Here is a 17,569-nt window from a genome sequence, read left to right on the forward strand (position 1 = left end):
GCCGGTCACGCCCTGCCCTGCTCGCGCATCCAGCGGCGCTTGGCCAGAAGCCGGTCGGCGCGGCGATCGATCTCCGTCGCGGCGGTCTCCGGTGTGAACTCGCCGCGGACCATGCGCTCCGCCACGATCTGCATTTCCGTGACGATCCGCTCCCACTCCGGCGCCTTGGGCACCGGCCTCGCCCGCTCCAGCTGCCCCTTGAAGGCGGCGATGGCGGGGTCGGCGACCACGGCGGGATCGGCCCAGGCGCTGGGGCGACTGGGCAGGTCGCCGGTGATGCGGTTGAACTCGACCTGATTGGACGGATCCATGAGGAAGCGGACCAGTTTCCACGCCGCCTCCTGATGCGGCGACGACCGGTAGACCACCAGCGAGGACCCGCCCGGGGCCGAGGCGCCCGGGCCGCGCGGACCCGGCACGCCGGCGGTGTTCCAGCGCGTGGTCGGGGAGAGGCGGTCGCGGAACTCGCCGATCGTCCAGGGACCGGAGAAGTGGAAGCTGAACCAGCCGCGGTCGAACTCCGTCCAGACGTTGGAGATCTGGGTCGACGACGCGACCGGAGCCAGCCCCTCGTCGAACAGGCTCTTGTAGAAGGCCAGCGCGGCGACGAACGACGCGCTGGAGAAATTGCCGCGCGTGTCCTCGTCGCGCAGCAGCGGCTCGTCGCCCTGCAGCCCCAGCGTCAGCAGCTGCTCGAACTCGTTCAGGGGCAACAGGATGGCATAGCGGTCCGGGCCGACCCGGCGCTTGATGGCGTGCATGGACGCCTTCCAATCGGCCCACGTCGTCGGCACGGCCTCATAGCCCGCCTCGGCCAGCAGGTCGGTGCGCACGAACAGCAGGCGCGTGTCGACGTACCAGGGCACGCCGACCAGACGCCCGTTCACCCGGTTGGTGTCCAGCACCGCCGGGAACTGGTCGGTCAGCAGGTCCGAGGCGGCCGCGGGCAGCTCGCTGATGGCGCCGATGGCGGCCATTTCCGACACCCAGGTGTTTCCGACCTGGCTGAGATCCGGCAGCGACGACCCGGCATAGGCGGTCAGCAGCTTCTGGTGCGCGGCGGTCCACGGCAGGGCCTGCACGTCGACCGTGACGCCCGGGTTCTGGGCCTCGAACCGGGGCAGCAGCTGCGGCACGTTGGTCGCCTCGTTGCCCATGGCCCAGAAGGTCAGGCGCGTGCCGGACCCGCGCGGCGCGCAGGCCGCGACCGAGGCGCCGGCCATCATGGCCAGGGCGGCGCGACGGTCTGGCCGCGTCGGGTTCACGCCCGGTCCAGCCAGCCGCCGGTGAAGCCGGCGCGCTTCAGGCCGCGGATCAGGTTGGGCTCCGAGCGCATCCGTTTCCAGACGGCGTCGCTGCGGCCGTTCTCGATCTGGATGACGATCGGCCCCTGATCGATGCCCAGATAGTCGCCGTCGACCCAGCCCACGCCCGGGACCAGAGACCCATGCAGCAACGGCCCGTCGCGCTGCGTGAGCGTGGGGTTGAAGCTGTCGAGGAAGCCGTACTGCGTCCAGATCCCGGCGCCATAGCGCGACTTCAGCGCCTTGAAGCAGGCGGTCACGTCCGCGGGCGCGAACGGATAGCTCCCCAACGCTGCCGTCGGGGCCAGCGTCCCGTCGTCGCGCTCGCCCGGGCCGCGCGCGGAATAGCTGAAGAATTCGCGCTCGCGCCCGTCGACGACCTGTTTGAAGTCGCCCGGTCCGTCGCACGCCGTCAGGCCCCAGATTTCATCCGAGTATCCGACCCAGCCCTTCGGATTGCGGACGGCATAGTCCTTTTGCGCCGCGACGGCGCGGACGCTGTTCTGGAAGTAGTCGAAGCCGGGAATCTCGGCCTGCACGCCGCCCATCCAAGCGTCGTGGATGCCGCGGAAGTCGACGTACATGTGACTGTACTGGTGCCCGAAAAGCGGCGCGAACTGCAGGTGCTTCGGGCCCCATTCGGCGTTGAAGCTGCGGTCGTAGACCGAGCACCACTCGGTCCACACGTCGGCCGACACGGGATGGGTGTCGCTGCCGATCGCCAGCAGCAGCACCAGCATGCCCTCGTTGTAGACGTGCCAGTCCGCCGGGATGAAGCCCGTCTCCGGATGCCAGCCCATGGAGATCCGGCGCGGCCGGACCTCGACCCAGTCCCACTCCACGCGGTCGTAGATGGCCTGCACCTTGGTCCGGATCTCGGTCTCTTCCGGGTGGTCGGCGTCGAACCACTGCTTGGCGTAGAGCATGCCGCCCAGCAGCAGGGTGGTGTCGACGGTCGACAGCTCGGTCGTTCCGAACCGATGGCCGGTCTTCATGTCCAGGAAATGGTAGAAGAAGCCCTTGTGCCCCGTCATGCCCGTGGCGGCGGGCCCCTGCGGCGCGTCGTGGAAGAAGCGGATGGTGGCCAGGGTGCGCTGACGCGCCTCCTCCCGGCTCATCCAGCCGCGCTCGACGCCGATCGGCCAGCAGGTCAGGGCGAAGCCCACGGCTGCGACCGAGGCGAACGACGGCGTCGGCCAGCGGTCCGGCGTCAAGCCGTTCTGACGGTTCTGGGTCTCGGCGAACCAGCGGAAGGTGCGGTGCTGCAGATCGGTCAGCTCGGGATCGACGCCGCCCGTCATGCCCGGCAGCGACAGGGTCGAGCAGCCTGACCCCGCCAGCGCGGCGGCGGCACCCACGGACAGAAGAAGCTGACGACGGTCCATGGGCAAATCCTCTTACGCGACGCTTGGGAACACAAAAGAAAACAGGCCGCCGCGACGATTTGGGCGTCGCGGCGGCCCGGCAGGCAAGGCGGATCAGAACTTGTAGCGGGCTCCGATCTGGAAGGTCCGGGTCGGGAACAGGACCGCGGAAGGACGACCGAAGTTCGGATTCGGCGACGTGGCCGAGCCGGTGCCGCCGTCGAAGTTGGTGTAGTTGTCGAAGTTGAAGACGTTGATGGCGTCGACGAAGACCGACATCTCCGACCCGTTCCAGAGGCTGAAGTCCTTGGTCAGGCGCAGGTCCAGGTTCCGGTAGGCGAAGGCGTTCGGAACGATGAACGAGTACTTCTCCGGATCACCCGCGTACGGGCGGAAATAGAACCTGGAGCCGGTTCCGTCGAAGACGTTGAACGGGGTGCCCGAGCCGAGCGTGAGGATGCCCGACAGCTGCAGGTCCCACGGCAGATCGACGGTGCCGTTGGCGACGATGCGGTGCTCTTCGTCGTTCGCCGAACGGCGGGTCGGCGAGCTTTCGACGCTGAAGCAGTCAAAGCAGAAGTTGTCGTTGCCGCCGTTCTGCAGCGACTCCGACCACGTGTAGGCGATGTTCAGGCCCCAGCCGGAGTCGGCCGTGTAGGGCTTGTCCAGCTTGACGTAGAGGGCGGTGAACTCGCGCTCCTTGTTGTGGTCCGACACCAGGTAAGAGCGGTACGGGTTGGCGGCCCCCGGCGAGCAGAATCCGCCGTTGTCGCCGTAGCCGTCGCCGTCGTTGCCGTAGGTGGGCTCGCGGCAGCGGTTCAGGTACTGCCACGTGAACTCGTTTTTGGTCTTGCCGTAGGCCAGCGTGAACTCCGACTGCCAGTCGCCGAAGCGCTGGCGCACGCCGAAGTTGACCTGGTCGGTGACCGGCGGCTCCCAGTCGTTCGCCAGCAGGAAGGCTTCGCCCTTGCCCGGAATGGTGGCAAACACCGGATCGAGCCCGCCGGCCGTCCCGTAAGACGCCTGCCACAGGATGGGATCCCCGGCTTCACCCGGCAGATCGACGCCCGGACCGGGGTCGCGGTCCTGCCCGGCGGGCCGTCCCGTGGTGGAGAAGAAGGCGTTCTGGCGGATGTCCAGCGGCTTCACGATCTCGTCGTACGAGAAGTTGAAGTTGATCCGGTCGTAGTAGCGCCCGGCGCCCCCGAAGATGACCGTCGAGCGGTCTCCGAACACGTCGTAGGAGAAGCCGATGCGGGGCTGGAAGGCGCCCGCGAACGGGTCGCGGTTGTCGCCGGTCGAGATGTAGTCGTCGCGGTTGAACCAGCTCGGCGCGTAGCCGGCGGGCTTGCCGCCGTCCGTCGAGGCGATCCACTGATCGAGACCTGCGACCACCGATGCCGGGGTCACATAGTCCTTGTTGTTGGCGTTGGTCTCGTAGTCCCAGCGCAGCCCGAGGTTGATCTCGAGCTGGTCAGTGATCTGCCAGTCGTCCTGGATGTAGAGGCCGATGACGGTGTTATCGAGATCGACGTTCGGGAACGAGCGACCCAGTTCGACGCGGTACGGCACGGTGGCCGAACCGCTGAGCTCCGGGCGTCCGTCCACGTCGAAGTAGAACAGCGGATTCCGGCCGAACTGCTTCAGAACCTCGTAGTTCTGCATCGCGACCTTGCCGCCGAGCTTGATGGTGTGGAAGCCATTGAGCTCGACTTGGTCGAAGGTCAGATCGTTGCGGAAGGTGAAGCCGCTGTCGGAGATGTCCTGCGTCGAATCCCGGCCGCCGCGGTTGAAGATCGCCGTGCCCCCGAAGTAGTCCGGCTGGAAGCCCGGCGCAGGGCTCGTGTCGTTCTCGAACAGACGATAGTTCTCGCCCCGGTCGGTGAAGTTCGCGGCGCCCGGGTTGTAGTGATAGTCGCGGTAGTCGACGGCCATCTCGTTGAGGAATCCGTCGCCTTCCCACTGCCAGCGCAGGTTGCTGGCCAGCGTGTCCTGACGCAGGTCGTTGGCGCGCTCGAAGGAGTCGATGCCGCCGAAGTCGCGCAGTTCCGACTCGTCGCGATAAGTGACGCTCCAGTCGACGCGATGACCCTCGCTCGGCTGCCAGCTCAACTTGCCGAAGAACAGGTCTTCCTGGAACGGCGCGGCGAAGTCGCCGAGGAACGGCCCGAACTGGGCGACGAACCGCGGATCGGTCCGAGTCAGGGCGACGGTGTTGGCCCGATTTTCCTCCTTGCGCTCATAGGTGGCGAAGAAGTGCAGCCGGTCGCGGATGATCGGCCCGCCGACGGCCACGCCCCACTGCTCGATGCTCAGATCGGGCTCTTCCTGCGCCGGGTTCGCGAAGCGGCCCCGCTCAACCATGCTCTCGTCGCGGTAGAGGCCGAAGACCTCGCCCTCGAACTCGTTGGTGCCCGAACGGGTGACCGCGGTGATGATTGCGGACGAGGCCTGCTCGTACTCGGCCTTGAAGTTCTGGGAGACGACGCGGAACTCCTGGATGCCGGCTTGGGGGAAGGGATTCCCTCGGCTGTCGTCCTGGCCGATGATGCCGCCGGCGATGACGTTCGACTTCAGGCTGGCCCCATCGATGAAGGCGTTGACCGACTCGGCGCGCTGACCGCCTGCCGTGATCTGCTGCTCCGTCTCGTCCTGGGAAACGCGGACGCCGGGAGCGAGAGCCGCGAAGTTCAGGAAGTTGCGGTTGATCTGCGGCAGATCCTCGATCTGCTGGCTGGTGACGTTCGTGGCGTTCTCCGGCGTACGAACCTCGACCAGACGGCGGCCGACCACGACGATGTCGTCGACCTGGGTGGCCCCGGCGATGGCGACGCCGTCGACCGCGAGGTCCAGATCGCCCACCTGACCGACGCCGATCGACACCACGTCCGAGGCGCTTTCGCCGTCGGCTGTCGTGACGGTCACCTCGTAGGTGCCCGGCCGCAGGCCTGACAGCACGTAGTCGCCGTTGGCGTTCGCCGTGGCCCGCGAGGTGAAGCCTGTCGCGACGTCGCGGGCGACAACCGAGGCGCCCGCCTCAGCGGCGCCGCCGTCGGTGATCGAGCCGCGGATGGTAGACGTGGCGACCTGCGCCGAGGCCGTGCCGGCCAGTCCCAGCGAGACCGCGACGGCGAGGGCGGAGGCCGCCCCGAGATAACGCATGTTCATCCTAGACATCCTGATTGTCCCCCTGAGCGGAATGATGCGCGACCGGCGTCCGCTCGTTCGCCGCGCGTGGTTTCGCGTCCGGCCCCGAGGTGGAGCCGCGGATCACGAGTTCTGGCCGGACGGTCTGACGTCCGGCGTCCTGCTGGCCGTCGATCTGGGCCAGCAGGCGCACCAGCGCACTGCGGCCGATCTCGGCGATGTCGATGCGAAGGGTCGTCAGCGCGGGCCGCACCAGCGAGGCCAGCGGCACGTCGTCGAAGCCGACGACGGCGACGTCCTCCGGGCAGCGGCGACCGGCGTCCTGCAGCGCCAGCATGACGCCGAGCGCCATCATGTCGTTGCCGGCGAAGACGGCGTCCACGACGCCCCCGCGGGCCAGCTCCAGCCCCGCCCGGCGACCGGAGGCCATGTCGAAATCGCCTTCCACCACCCGGGCGTCCAGACCGGCGCCGGCCATGGCCTCGAGGTAGCCGGCGAGGCGGGCCTCGGCCTCCATGTTGTCGGTCGGACCGGCCACGTGGGCGATGCGCCTGCGGCCGAGCGAGATCAGATGCTGCACCGCGGCGACCGCGCCCCCCCGGTTGTCGACGACGATCGACGGCCCGTCGGCGTCGGCCGCGCCGTCGTTCAGCCGCACCACCGGCAACCCGCCGGTCACCGCCGCCGTCGCCTGCCCCACTTCCGCGTGCGGCGACATCAGGATCAGGCCGTCGACGCGTCCCCGCATCGAGCGCACGGCGGCCGCCGCGGCGCCCGCCTCGTCGTGGGAGCTGGAGACGATCAGGTGATACCCGCGCTCCCGCGCGGCCAGGTCCACGCCGCGGATCAGCTCGGAAAAGAACTCGCCGTAGAGGTCCGGCAGAATCACGCCGACCGTCTGGCTCCGGCTTGTCGACAGGCTGCGGGCGCCGGAGTGCGGCACGTACTGCAGCGCCTCGACCGCCTCCATGACCTTCTTGCGCGTGGCGTCGGTCACGGGACCGGCGCCGTTCAGCACGCGCGAGACCGACGCCACCGACACCTCGGCGCGCCGCGCGACGTCGCGGATGTTGGCGGGCTTCACGCCGCCGCTCCGCACGCGTGATCGAATGTGGGGGAAGGCCCCAAGACGCGTCTCTCCCGCACGCGGCCCGATCCCGGCCCCTTGTCGAGGTCCGCCCCGGCCGAACGTGTAAACGGTTACATGACACACCCTCAATGCGCCCCGCAAGGGCCGCAGTTCGGACACATCCGCCGCTGTGTTCGACGCGCTACAGCGCTATTGGGCCCGTCAGCGCGTCCGGTCGTAGAACTGCGAGATCAGGTCGAGGCGGGCCGGGTTGGGGATGGCCTTCGCCACCGGCCCGCCGTTCGTGAACTCCAGCAGCATGTCGGCCTCCGCCCGGACGTCGGGCCATGACGGCCTGCCGCCGCCGTTGGGGTCGCCGACGCGCGCAAAATCGGTCCAGTAGCCGGCCATGTCGGCCGAGGCGCGCCGATCCCGATCGCCCAGCGGTCGTCCGACCGTGTGCAGGGTCTCGAACACATAGGGCCGCTCCGAAGCGTGGGTCGCGCCACCGCTCGGTTCAGGGTTCGAATCGGGCACCACGTCGAACCGGTAGAGCCACGTCGGGTGGCCGGCCCGGGCGTGCAGGCGCGCAAGATGTCGAACCGGCTCGTTGAAGATGAAGTCGCTGACGACGTGCTGGTCGTAGGCTTCGCCGCCGCCGTAAGCCGCCAGCAACGCGTCGTGCTCCGCCTCGGTCAACGCGTCGTCGACCCGCCCGTAGGCCCCGGCGTCGGTCGGCCGGATCCACCAGAACTCGGCGCTGTTCGTGCCGATCAGAAGCGGGACCGGCGCCTGGCGTCCCCCCTCGAAGGCCTCGACGACGTCCTCGGTCAGCACCCGGCCGTCGACGATCAGGTTGTCGGAGTAGAAGGCGGGCATGGGCGTCAGAAGCTTCTCTGCCGGAACCGCCCTAAGCGTCTCGGCGTCGACGTCCGCGCGCAGCCCCGCCCCGCGCGCCCAGGCCCGTCCAAGCGACTGGGCCGAGGGCCGGCCCGGGCGGTCCAGCGCCAGTTCGGCCGACTGCTGACGCCCCAGTCCGGACTGGATCGCAGCGCGATGAAACAGTCCGCGCGCCCCCGGGGCGATCATGAGCTGCGTCACCGCCACGCCGCCGGCCGACTCTCCGAAGATGGTGACGTTCGAGGGGTCGCCGCCGAAGGCCGCGACGTTTTCCCTGACCCATTCCAGGGCGGCGATCTGGTCCATCACGCCGTAGTTGGCGGCAGGCTGATCGGCCGCGCGGTCGGCCGCCAGCGCGGGATGATCGAAAAAGCCCAGCCGGCCCAGCCGATAGTTGATCGTCACGACGACCACATCGCGTCGCGCCAGCGCCGAGCCGTCGTACAGGGCCGCCGTGCCGGACCCGTTGTTGTAGCCGCCGCCATGGAGCCAGACCATGACGGGCAGATCCCGTGCGCCCTCCGGAGCCCAGACGTTCAGCGTCAGGCAGTCCTCGCTCATCGGCAGGGGACCGACGCCGGGGTCGCCGTTGGCCGGCGGCTGAATGCAGATCGCGCCGTACGACGAGGCGTCGCGCGCATGTTCCCAGGCCGCGGGCGGCCGGGGCGGGGTCCAGCGGAGAGGGCCGACCGGCGGCGCGGCGTAGGGAATGCCCTTGAAGGCGACGACGCCCTCTCCGCGCACGCCCGTGACCCCGCCGGACGTCGTCTGGGCGCTCGGCCGGGCGGGGTCCTGAGGCGAAACGAGGAACATGGCGGCGACGGTCAGGGCAAGCAGCGACATGGCGCCACGCTTGCGCCGCCGCTGTCGGGGCGACAATGCAGAAATAGTTTCATCTGCGACGGAACCCGGATGAAAAAGCTGCGTTTCAACGCCCGCATGCGGGGGACATCTTGAAGCATCTGGCGCTGAGCGGCGACCTTGCGCGCGACATCGCGCTGGCGTTCGACGCCTCGCCCAACCCCTATATGCTGCTGACGCCGGACATGCGCTATGCCGGCATGAACCAGGCCTATCTGGACGCGGTCGGCCGCACGCGCGACGACCTGCTGGGCAAATACATCTTCGACGTCTTCGACGGCGGCGGGCCGGACCCGGCCGCCAAAACCAACGTGGAGCGGCTGCGCGAGTCCCTCGAGCACGTGGCGGTGACGGGCGAGCGCGATCTGCTGCCGCTGATCCACTACCCGATCGAAACCGCGAGCGCCGACGGCAGCCGCCGGGTCGAGGACCGCTGGTGGAGCGCCACCCATACGCCCGTTCGCAATGCGACGGGCGACGTCGTCTACATCCTGCAGCACACCCAGGACGTCACGGAGATCGAGCGTCTGCGCCGGCGCGTGGGCGATGAGGACCGCACGACCGTGGCGGCCATGCTCAGCGGCGACATCATGGCGCGCGCAGAGCACCTGCAGCAGGACAACCGGCGGCTTCAGACCGAGCGGAACCGCTTGCTGGACATGTTCCTGCAGGCGCCCGGCTTCATCGCGGTGCTGACCGGGCCCGAACACGTCTTCCAGATGCACAACGCAGCCTATGCGGAGCTGGTCGGACGAGACGATCTGGACGGCAAGAGCCTCAGGGATGCCCTGCCGGAGATTCGCGATCAGGGGTTCGTCGACCTGCTGGACGAGGTCAGGAGGACGGGCGAGCCGTTCCGGGGGCAGGCTGTGCCGGTTCAGCTGGCGCGCGCCGGGCGCGGCGCGCTGGAAACCGTCTATCTTGACTTCATCTACCAGCCCCTGCGCGACGCCGACGGCACGGTCGCCGGCGTCTTCGTGCAGGGGCACGACGTGACCGACGCCGTGCTGGCCGACCGGCGCCAGCGGCTGATGATCGACGAGCTGAACCACCGGGTGAAGAACACCTTGGCCACGGTGCAGTCGATCGCCATGCAGACCGCCCGGTCCCACGCCGAGCCCGAGCGGTTCGCCGAGAGCTTCCAGTCGCGCCTCCTCGCCCTGTCCCACACCCACGACCTGCTGACACGCAGCCATTGGGAAGGCGCCGATCTGCATGAGGTGCTGGAACACGAGACGGAGGCGCACGGACGCCAGCGGGTACTGCTGAACGGTCCCGTCGTCGCGCTTAAGCCGTCGGCGGCCCTTTCGCTCGGCATGGTGTTCCACGAGCTGGCGACCAACGCGGCCAAGTACGGCGCGCTCAGCTTGCCGGAAGGAAGGGTGACGGTCGACTGGACGGTCGACGCCGACGCGCGCATGACGGTGACGTGGCGCGAGACCGGCGGGCCGCCGGCTTCGCCGCCGGGGCGGCGCGGGTTCGGCAGCCGCCTGATCGAGCGCTCGGTGCGGCACGATCTCGGCGGCGAGATCACGATGGAGTACGGCGACCGCGGACTTGCGGTCGTCATGGCGTTTCAGGTGGATTCGGGGCGAAGCTGAATGAGTGCGTTGAAGGATCGGCGCGTGCTGGTGGTCGAGGACGAATCCCTCGTGGCCATGCTGCTGGAGACCATGCTGGAAGATCTGGGCTGCGTGCCCGTCGGCCCGGTGGCCTCGGTCGACGAAGGCCTGCGGCTGGCGCAGGAAGACGGGCTGGACGCCGCCCTGCTGGACGTCAACGTCGCGGGCACGCCTGTGTTTCCGGTGGCCGAGGCGCTGGAGGCGCGGGGCATCCCGCTGGTCTTCTCGACCGGTTACGGAGAGGGCGGCCTGCCGGAGAACTGGCGCGGCCGACCGACGGTGCAGAAGCCGTTCACCGAGGCGGTGATCCGCGACGCCCTGATGCGGGCGCTGGGCGTCGCGACCGTCTGATCCCTGAAGCCCTCAGGGGTTGGGCAGGTCCTCGCCGAGGATGGCCATCTCGAACATGAACGAGCCGTCCCCGTCCTCATCCTCGAAGACCACGCCCACGAACTCGTCGTCGACGTAGACCTCGGCCGAATCCGCCTGCTTGCGCGCGCGGACCTGGATGCCGCCGTGGTTGAAGGTGCGCTTCAGGTGCGTCTCCAGACGCTTGATGTCGGTGTCTTTCACGGGCGGACCTTCCAGTCTGAAGCGATGTCGCGCGGACCCTAGAGAAGGGGTCGGCGAAACGAAACCCCGTCAGATCACGAAGTCGTAGACGACGTCGGCGAGCGTGTGGTCCATGGTCCGCGCAGGCGCCGCCTCGGTCGGGCAGTTGACCAGGCGGGCGGGCACCCCGGCCACGGTGCAGCCGGCGGGCACGGGCTTGAGCACCACCGAGCCCGAGGCGACCTTGGCGTAGTCGCCGATCGTGATGTTGCCCAGCACCTTGGCCCCGGCGCCCAGAAGGACGCCCTTGCCGATCTTGGGATGCCGGTCGCCGCGCTGCGCGCCCGTGCCGCCCAGTGTGACGGCATGCAGCATAGAGACGTCGTCGCCGATCACCGCCGTCTCGCCGATCACCACGCCGGTGCCGTGATCGATGAAGATGCCCCGGCCCACACGCGCGGCCGGGTGCACGTCGACCTGAAACAGCTCGGACATGCGGCTCTGGATGTGGAAGGCCAGCGTCGTACGGTCCTGCCCCCACAGCCAGTTGGCCACGCGCCACGCCTGCAGGGCCTGGAAGCCCTTGAAATACAGGAACGGCTGCAGCAGCGAGCGGATGGCTGGATCGCGCTCCTCGACCGCGCGCAGATCGGCCTCGGCGGCGTCGACCAGATCGGGCCGGTCGGCATAGGCGGCCAGGCAGACCTCGCGCACGGTCATGGCGTTCAGCTCCTGATCGCCCAGCTTGCGCGCGATCTGGAAGCTCAGGGCGCCGGCCAGCCCCTCATGGGACAGCACGACGGCGTTCATCTGGGACGCCAGCCCCGGTTCCCGCGCGGCGGCCTCGGCGGCGGCGTCGCGCAGGCGCGCCCACAGGCTGGGCGCGACGGGCGCGAGTTCGGGAAGGGCCATGGCGTCCTCCGGGACGATCAACGCGGGCGGCCCAGCATGACGTGCGAGAGCCAGCCGGGCAATTGCGAGGTCACCGCCATATGGTGCGCACGAAGCGCGGTCGCCACGGTGAAGGCGTCGCGGACCTGCCCGGCGGCGACGGCGTCGATCAGATCGAGGAAGGGCACGCGGACCACGCGGAAGGCTTCCGTCGGGTCCGGCGAGGTCGGAACGGGATCGAGCTCCCAGGCCAGAAACGCCACGGCCTGCTCATCCGTGACGCTGTTCGACATGTCCATGCGCAGGACCTCGCGCCACGTGCGGGCCGACAGTCCCGCCTCCTCGGCCAGTTCCCGGGCGGCGGCCGCTTGCGGGTCCTCGCCGGGTCGGGCGCCGCCCTCGGGCATCTCCCAGGACCAGGTCGTCAGGACGAAACGGTGCTGACCCACCAGGGTCACGGTGCCGTCGCCATGCAGCGGCAGGACGCCGGTGGCCAGCGCCGTCGGGCGCATGACCACGTAGTCGGCCGCGGCCCCCGTGGGCGCCGTCGCCGCGTGTTCCGTCAGGCGCATCCACGGATTTTCGAAGATCAGCCGCTCGCCATGGTCCTTCCAGGGCGGCGGCCGCCCGGAGCCGTCGTCCCACGGAGGATCGCTGCGGGCGTCGTCGCGGCCGGTCATGCGCGCGGTATGGCGGATCGGACGGGCCGCGACTAGGTGAGGCGCATGAGCGATTTCGGAACCGCCCTGCCCCACCCCGCGCGCGACGCGGCCCTGATCGAACGCCTGCGCGCCCGCCGCTCCGCCCCGGCGCAGGGTCTGGCTGCGCCCGGGCCGTCCCACGCGGACCTTGAGGCCATTCTGGAAATCGGACTGCGCTCGCCCGACCACGGAAAGCTGTTCCCGTGGCGTCTGGTGGTGATCGGACCGCAGACGCGCGCGCGGTGGGTGGCGGAACTCGAGGCCGCCGCGCCGACCGACAAGGACCGCGCCGTGCTGCGCAAGCTGGCGGCGCCGCCCGTGACGGTGATGGTCGTCTCGACGCCTGTCGACAGTCCCAAGGTTCCGCTGTGGGAGCAGCAGCTGTCGGCGGGCGTGGTCTGCATGAACCTGGAGCACGCGGCGAACGCCCACGGATATGCGACCAGCTGGATCACGGACTGGTATGCCTACGACCCCCGCGCCCGGGCCCTGATGGGCCTGCGCGACGATGAGACGGTCGCCGGCTTCATCCACATGGGGACGGCCGCGGAACCCTTGCTGGAGCGCCCCCGGCCCCGGGTCGGCGACAAGGTGGAGCGTCTGCCATGACCCTGCCCGCCGGCTACGATCTGGCTTATGAGACGCCGGCCGTCGACGAGCACGTGCGGCTTCGTACGGACGCCGGCATGACGCCGATGGCGGCGGAGAACGCCGGTCGCGGCCTGCCGAACACCCTCGTCGGGGTCGTCGTGCGGCACGACGGCCGTGCAATCGGCATGGGACGCGCAATCGGCGACGGCGGCCTGTTCGCCCAGATCGTCGACGTCGCGGTCGATCCCGCGCATCAGGGCAAGGGGCTGGGCAAGGCGATCATGGCCGCGCTGATGAGCCGTCTCGCCGAGCTGGCGGCCCCGGGGTGCTACGTCAGTCTGATCGCCGACGGCGAGGCCTGGAAACTCTATGAACAGTACGGCTTCAGGCCCACCGCGCCCCGATCGATCGGCATGGCGCGCCTGCTCTAGGCCTCGCGCTGGGGCCGGCGGACGATGGCGACCAAAGCCACGCTCACCAGCATCAGCAGGTACCAGCTGCCGAATTTCTGCAGGGACACCATGCGCCAGACCGCGTCCTGATCCGGATAGGTCCAGGCGCGGGCGAAGGTGGCCAGGTTCTCGGCGAACCAGATGAACAGCGCGACCAGGCCATAGCCCGCCAGCAAGGGCATGCGGCGGCGCGCGCGATCGGCGACGAAGCTGAAGCTGCCCGCGGCGAACATCAGGGCGCTGGCGGCGAACAGGGCGATCCGCACGTCCGGCAGCCAGTGATGGGCGAAGAAGTTCACATAGATCGCGGCGGCCAGCAGCCACAGGCTCCACAGCGGCGGAAAGCGGCGCACCCGAATGTGGAAGATGCGCTGGACCCGCGCGATGTACGACCCCACCGCCGCGTACATGAACCCCGAGAACAGCGGCACGTCGCCGACCCTCAGCAGGCTGGGTTCGGGATAGATCCAGCTGCCGTGGGCGGTCTTGAAAAGCTCCATCACCGTGCCTGCGAGATGGAAAAGGAAGATCACCCGCGCCTCGGCCCACGTCTCCAGCCTGAAGGCGAGCATGCCGGCCTGGATGGCGAGCGCGCCGAAGACGAGGAAGTCGTAGCGGGCGACGGGTGCGTCGTCGGGCCACAGCAGATGCGTGGTCAGGACCAGCCCGAGGAGCAGGCCGCCGAACAGGCAGGCCCAACCCTGCTTCAGCCCGAACCAGACGAGCTCGAACCCCGCGGCCCGCCAGCGATCGCGATCGGCCCAGTCCTGGGTACGGGCGAGCCACCGACGGCCGAGGTTTTCGAGAGGGGGACGGCGCGCGTCGGTCATGCCGGGACGTCAGCAGACCCGCTGCCACGATTCATGAGCCCGTCATGAGCAAACGCCAAAAAACGGCTCAGCCGCGCCCGCGATAGGTCGGGACGCCGGGGTCCGGCAGCCAGAGGCCCTTCGGGGGCTCGCCGGATTGCCAGAACACGTCGATGGGGATCCCGCCCCGGGGATACCAATAGCCCCCGATGCGCAGCCAGCGCGGCTGAAGCAGCCCAAGCAGCCGCAGGCCGATGGAGACGGTGCAGTCCTCGTGGAAGGCGCCGTGGTTGCGGAAGCTGGTCAGGTACAGCTTCAGCGACTTCGACTCCACCAGCCAGTCCTGCGGCGCGTAGTCGATGACCAGGTGGGCGAAGTCCGGCTGGCCGGTGACGGGGCACAGGCTGGTGAACTCCGGCGCCGTGAAGCGCGCCAGATACAGCGCGTCGGGATGCGGATTGGGCACGCGCTCCAGCGTCGCCTGCTCGGGCGAGGCGGGGATGGGCGTATGGGCGCCGAGTTGAGACAGGTTGGAGGTGTCGGTGGTCATGGCTTGCGGCGAAGCTTTCGTCGGGCGATCAAGGCGCGATGGTCAGTGGAGTTAGTCGCTTGCGCGGGAAATGCCAAAGTCTGGGCTTGCTGGCCCTGCTGCTCCTTGTTCCGGGTGCGGCGCGCGCGCAGTCCGAAGACACGCGACCGCCGGTGGCCGTGATCGTGCCGCAGTCGGCGGGCGCGCCTCCGCCGCGCCCCTCGATGATCACGAACCCGGCCTGGGGAAGGCAGCCGAGACTCGAATATCCCGAACCGGCCCTCGACGCCGGCGTCGAAGGCTCGGTGACCCTGCGGTGCACCGTCTCGCGCACCGGATATCTGGTCGACTGCGAGGTTCTGGAAGACGTGCGCCCGGGCTTCGGCTTCGCCGAGGCGGCGTTGGCGGGCGCGGCGACGGCGCGCGTGTCGCCCCGCACGGTCGACGGTCTTGCCGAGGACGCCAAGGCGACGTGGACGGCGACCTTCCGCCTGCCGGAGGAGCCGGGGCCGCCGGCGCCTCCCCCGGGCGGCGGGCTCTACGACGCCAACGGTGGCTTGCTGGACGTCCCGCCGCGCTGGGCGCGACGCCCCGTGCCGGTCGCCGACGACTTGCCGGCGGCCCTGCTGCGAATGCGGTCGCCCGTGCATGCCGGCGCGCTTGTGGCCTGCCGCGTGCGGACGGACGGGCGACTTGAGGACTGCCGGGCCGAAGCCGAAACCCCGCGGGGCGCCGGGGTGGGTGAGGCGGCCGTCGGGGTCGTCAGGCGCGGACGCCTGGCCATGCCCATCGAGTCGGGTTCGGCGGCTGGGCCCTTCACGGTGCGCAGCACGATCACCTTCCACATTCCTTGACGCCGTTTGCCTTCCCCGACGGCGCCGTCCTATCCGTATTCAAACGCAACGGGGTGCATGCGCATGGCCATTCCTGAGAGCCTGAGGTCCGGACTGACGCTGCCGGTCATCGCGGCGCCGATGTTTCTGGTTTCGGGGCCGGACCTGGTGGTCGAGTGCTGCAACGCCGGGGTCATCGGCACCTTCCCGTCGCTGAACCAGCGCACGACCGACGGCTATCGGGAATGGCTGCACGAGATCAAGGCGCGGCGGAAGACGGGCGCGGCCGCGTTCGGCGTCAACCACATCGTGCATCCGACCAATCCGCGCCTGATGGCCGACATGATGGTGTCGGTCGAGGAGAAGGTGCCGCTGATCATCACCAGCCTGGGCGCCGTGCGGGACGTGGTCGACGCCGTGCACGGCTATGGCGGCGTGGTGTTCCACGACATCGCCAACATCCGCCATGCGCGGAAGGCGGCGGAGGCCGGCGTCGACGGCCTGATCCTGGTCGCGGGCGGCGCCGGGGGGCACGCGGGGGTGATCCATCCCTTCGCCCTGGTGGAGGAGGTTCGAAGCTTCTTCGGCGGCACGATCATCCTGTCGGGCTGCATCTCGACCGGGCGGGACGTGGCCGCGACGCGCGCGCTGGGCGCGGACTTCGCCTACATGGGCACCCGGTTCATCGCCACGACCGAGAGCGCGGCGCAGGGCGAATACAAGCAGATGATCGTCGACTCGGGATCGACCGACGTGACCTACACGCCGGCGGTTTCGGGCATTCCGGCGAACTTCCTGACGAAGTCGCTGGTCGCCAACGGCATCGACCCCAGGTCCCTGCCCGAGCACAAGCTGGACATGGGCGAAGAGGCGAAGGCGTGGAAGACGGTCTGGTCCGCGGGCCACGGTTCCGGCGCGATCCACGACGTGATCCCCACAGCCGATCTGATCGCGCGCCTGAAGGCCGAGTATGGCACGGCGGTCGCCGCCTTCGCCGACGAGCCCTGGCGCGCCGCCTGAGCCCAGACTTCATTTCGCCGTCGCGCCGCGGTAGGAGAGCCGCGCCTTTCCTCCGTCCACGGACCGTCATGACCCTGCGCCCGCTCGCCCTCGCCCTGCTCGCTTCGGCCCTCGCCGCGCCCGCCCTGGCACAGGATGCCGATCCGGCGCCGCGGGGCAGCTGGAGCTTCGGCGCGGGCGTGCAGTCCGACAATCGGTCGAAGCAGGTGTCGAAGTCAGACGGAGACCCCTCGGTATGGGCCTTGGCCGAATACGCAAGCGCCGACGGGGCCTTCTATTTCGGCCCCGCGGTGGAAACCGTGAAGTCCAACGGCGCCGAGGTCGAGGTGTCGCTGATCGGCGGGTGGCGCCCCCAGGTCTGGGGCTTCGACGTCGACCTGTCGGCGGAGCACAAGTGGCTGGTCGACGCGGCCATGACCGACGACGCCGGCGCGTGGGAGTTCACCGCCGACCTGATCCGGTCCATCGGACCGGTCGAGGGCAAGCTGCGTCTGCAGCACACGCCGGACGGCGTCGGATCGACCGAGGCCTGGACCTGGTACGAGGCCCGCGCCAGCTGGGACCAGTCGCCGCGCCTGAGCTGGTCGGGCGGCGTGGGCCAGCGCGAGCAGGAGGTGGGCGTGGACTACGTCGGCTGGGACGTCGGCGCCACATGGCAGGTCACCGACCGGCTGGAGCTGGACGCCCGCTGGCACGACACCGACGCCGACGGCCCCGCCGTGGTCGGAACGGAGATCTACGACGGCAGGTTCGTGGTCGGTCTGGCGACCTATTTCTGACGGTCCGCTTGCCTGGACCCCTTCGGGCGCCCATGTGAAGGGAGTCGACATCTCGTTTGCGAAACGCTGCCCTTTGCATCGCGCACCGAGGTTCCGCCGATCCCATCCCAGACCCGACGGGCCGCCGGGAATCCTCCCTTCGGCC

Annotated in this window: 17 protein-coding genes; 7 read left to right on the top strand and 10 right to left on the bottom strand. The window is 69.5% G+C overall.

Features of this window, described 5'->3' with window-relative positions; all coding sequences use genetic code 11:
* Positions 1 to 5: 5 nt before the first annotated feature.
* From VGR32_RS12295 to VGR32_RS12315, 5 genes are all read right to left on the bottom strand, one after another.
* Positions 6 to 1,265: a sugar ABC transporter substrate-binding protein gene (locus tag VGR32_RS12295; protein WP_327451067.1), complete on the bottom strand. Its 1,260-nt coding sequence runs from the start codon at positions 1,263 to 1,265 to the stop codon at positions 6 to 8.
* A complete protein-coding gene (locus VGR32_RS12300) occupies positions 1,262 to 2,689 on the bottom strand; it encodes a glucoamylase family protein (protein ID WP_327451069.1) in 1,428 nt (475 codons plus the stop codon). The genes VGR32_RS12295 and VGR32_RS12300 overlap by 4 nt, the downstream gene beginning before the upstream one ends.
* Before the next feature lie 93 nt (positions 2,690 to 2,782).
* Positions 2,783 to 5,836: a TonB-dependent receptor gene (locus VGR32_RS12305; RefSeq protein ID WP_327451071.1), complete on the bottom strand. Its 3,054-nt coding sequence runs from the start codon at positions 5,834 to 5,836 to the stop codon at positions 2,783 to 2,785.
* Position 5,837: 1 nt separating this feature from the next.
* Complete coding sequence (locus tag VGR32_RS12310) at positions 5,838 to 6,899, bottom strand: LacI family DNA-binding transcriptional regulator (protein WP_327451073.1); 1,062 nt, start codon at positions 6,897 to 6,899, stop codon at positions 5,838 to 5,840.
* Positions 6,900 to 7,106: 207 nt separating this feature from the next.
* The gene (locus VGR32_RS12315; RefSeq protein ID WP_327451075.1) at positions 7,107 to 8,627 is read right to left on the bottom strand and encodes a carboxylesterase/lipase family protein; all 1,521 of its coding nucleotides are present in this window, start codon (positions 8,625 to 8,627) and stop codon (positions 7,107 to 7,109) included.
* 110 nt (positions 8,628 to 8,737) lie between these two features.
* Here VGR32_RS12315 and VGR32_RS12320 point away from each other — a divergent pair, with 110 nt between their 5' ends.
* Positions 8,738 to 10,246, top strand: a complete 1,509-nt coding sequence (locus tag VGR32_RS12320) for a sensor histidine kinase (protein WP_327451077.1) — start codon at positions 8,738 to 8,740, stop codon at positions 10,244 to 10,246.
* Entirely contained in the window at positions 10,247 to 10,618 is a 372-nt protein-coding gene (locus VGR32_RS12325; protein WP_327451079.1) for a response regulator, read from the top strand.
* A 12-nt stretch (positions 10,619 to 10,630) separates the two neighbouring features.
* Here the strand turns inward: VGR32_RS12325 and VGR32_RS12330 are convergent, their stop codons facing one another.
* The 3 genes from VGR32_RS12330 to VGR32_RS12340 form a co-directional block, all read right to left on the bottom strand.
* Positions 10,631 to 10,840 (bottom strand): DUF3126 family protein, encoded by a 210-nt coding sequence (locus tag VGR32_RS12330; protein ID WP_125256962.1) that lies wholly within the window; start codon positions 10,838 to 10,840, stop codon positions 10,631 to 10,633.
* A gap of 69 nt (positions 10,841 to 10,909) precedes the next feature.
* Entirely contained in the window at positions 10,910 to 11,731 is an 822-nt protein-coding gene (gene cysE / locus VGR32_RS12335) for a serine O-acetyltransferase (RefSeq protein ID WP_327451081.1), read from the bottom strand.
* A 17-nt stretch (positions 11,732 to 11,748) separates the two neighbouring features.
* Positions 11,749 to 12,390, bottom strand: coding sequence for an NUDIX hydrolase (locus tag VGR32_RS12340; protein WP_327451082.1), 642 nt, complete (start codon positions 12,388 to 12,390; stop codon positions 11,749 to 11,751).
* Between the two features lie 45 nt (positions 12,391 to 12,435).
* Between VGR32_RS12340 and VGR32_RS12345 the strand changes: the two genes are divergently transcribed.
* Positions 12,436 to 13,020 carry a nitroreductase gene (locus VGR32_RS12345; protein ID WP_327451083.1) on the top strand — a complete coding sequence of 195 codons (585 nt, stop codon included), beginning with the start codon at positions 12,436 to 12,438 and terminating at the stop codon, positions 13,018 to 13,020.
* Positions 13,017 to 13,433 (top strand): GNAT family N-acetyltransferase, encoded by a 417-nt coding sequence (locus VGR32_RS12350; RefSeq protein WP_327451084.1) that lies wholly within the window; start codon positions 13,017 to 13,019, stop codon positions 13,431 to 13,433. The genes VGR32_RS12345 and VGR32_RS12350 overlap by 4 nt, the downstream gene beginning before the upstream one ends.
* Here the strand turns inward: VGR32_RS12350 and VGR32_RS12355 are convergent.
* Positions 13,430 to 14,284, bottom strand: a complete 855-nt coding sequence (locus VGR32_RS12355; protein ID WP_327451086.1) for a DUF817 domain-containing protein — start codon at positions 14,282 to 14,284, stop codon at positions 13,430 to 13,432. The genes VGR32_RS12350 and VGR32_RS12355 overlap by 4 nt on opposite strands.
* A 67-nt stretch (positions 14,285 to 14,351) precedes the next feature.
* Positions 14,352 to 14,813, bottom strand: a complete 462-nt coding sequence (gene queF / locus VGR32_RS12360; protein ID WP_327451088.1) for a preQ(1) synthase — start codon at positions 14,811 to 14,813, stop codon at positions 14,352 to 14,354.
* An 86-nt stretch (positions 14,814 to 14,899) separates the two neighbouring features.
* On the opposite strand from queF, the gene VGR32_RS12365 reads away from it, so the two are divergent.
* From VGR32_RS12365 to VGR32_RS12375, 3 genes are all read left to right on the top strand, one after another.
* Positions 14,900 to 15,646 carry a TonB family protein gene (locus tag VGR32_RS12365; RefSeq protein ID WP_327451090.1) on the top strand — a complete coding sequence of 249 codons (747 nt, stop codon included), beginning with the start codon at positions 14,900 to 14,902 and terminating at the stop codon, positions 15,644 to 15,646.
* A 63-nt stretch (positions 15,647 to 15,709) separates the two neighbouring features.
* Complete coding sequence (locus VGR32_RS12370) at positions 15,710 to 16,645, top strand: nitronate monooxygenase (RefSeq protein ID WP_327451092.1); 936 nt, start codon at positions 15,710 to 15,712, stop codon at positions 16,643 to 16,645.
* A gap of 68 nt (positions 16,646 to 16,713) precedes the next feature.
* Positions 16,714 to 17,424, top strand: a complete 711-nt coding sequence (locus VGR32_RS12375; protein ID WP_327451094.1) for a TorF family putative porin — start codon at positions 16,714 to 16,716, stop codon at positions 17,422 to 17,424.
* The last annotated feature ends 145 nt before the right edge of the window (positions 17,425 to 17,569 follow it).

This window comes from Brevundimonas sp., assembly GCF_035935935.1.
Lineage (GTDB): Bacteria > Pseudomonadota > Alphaproteobacteria > Caulobacterales > Caulobacteraceae > Brevundimonas.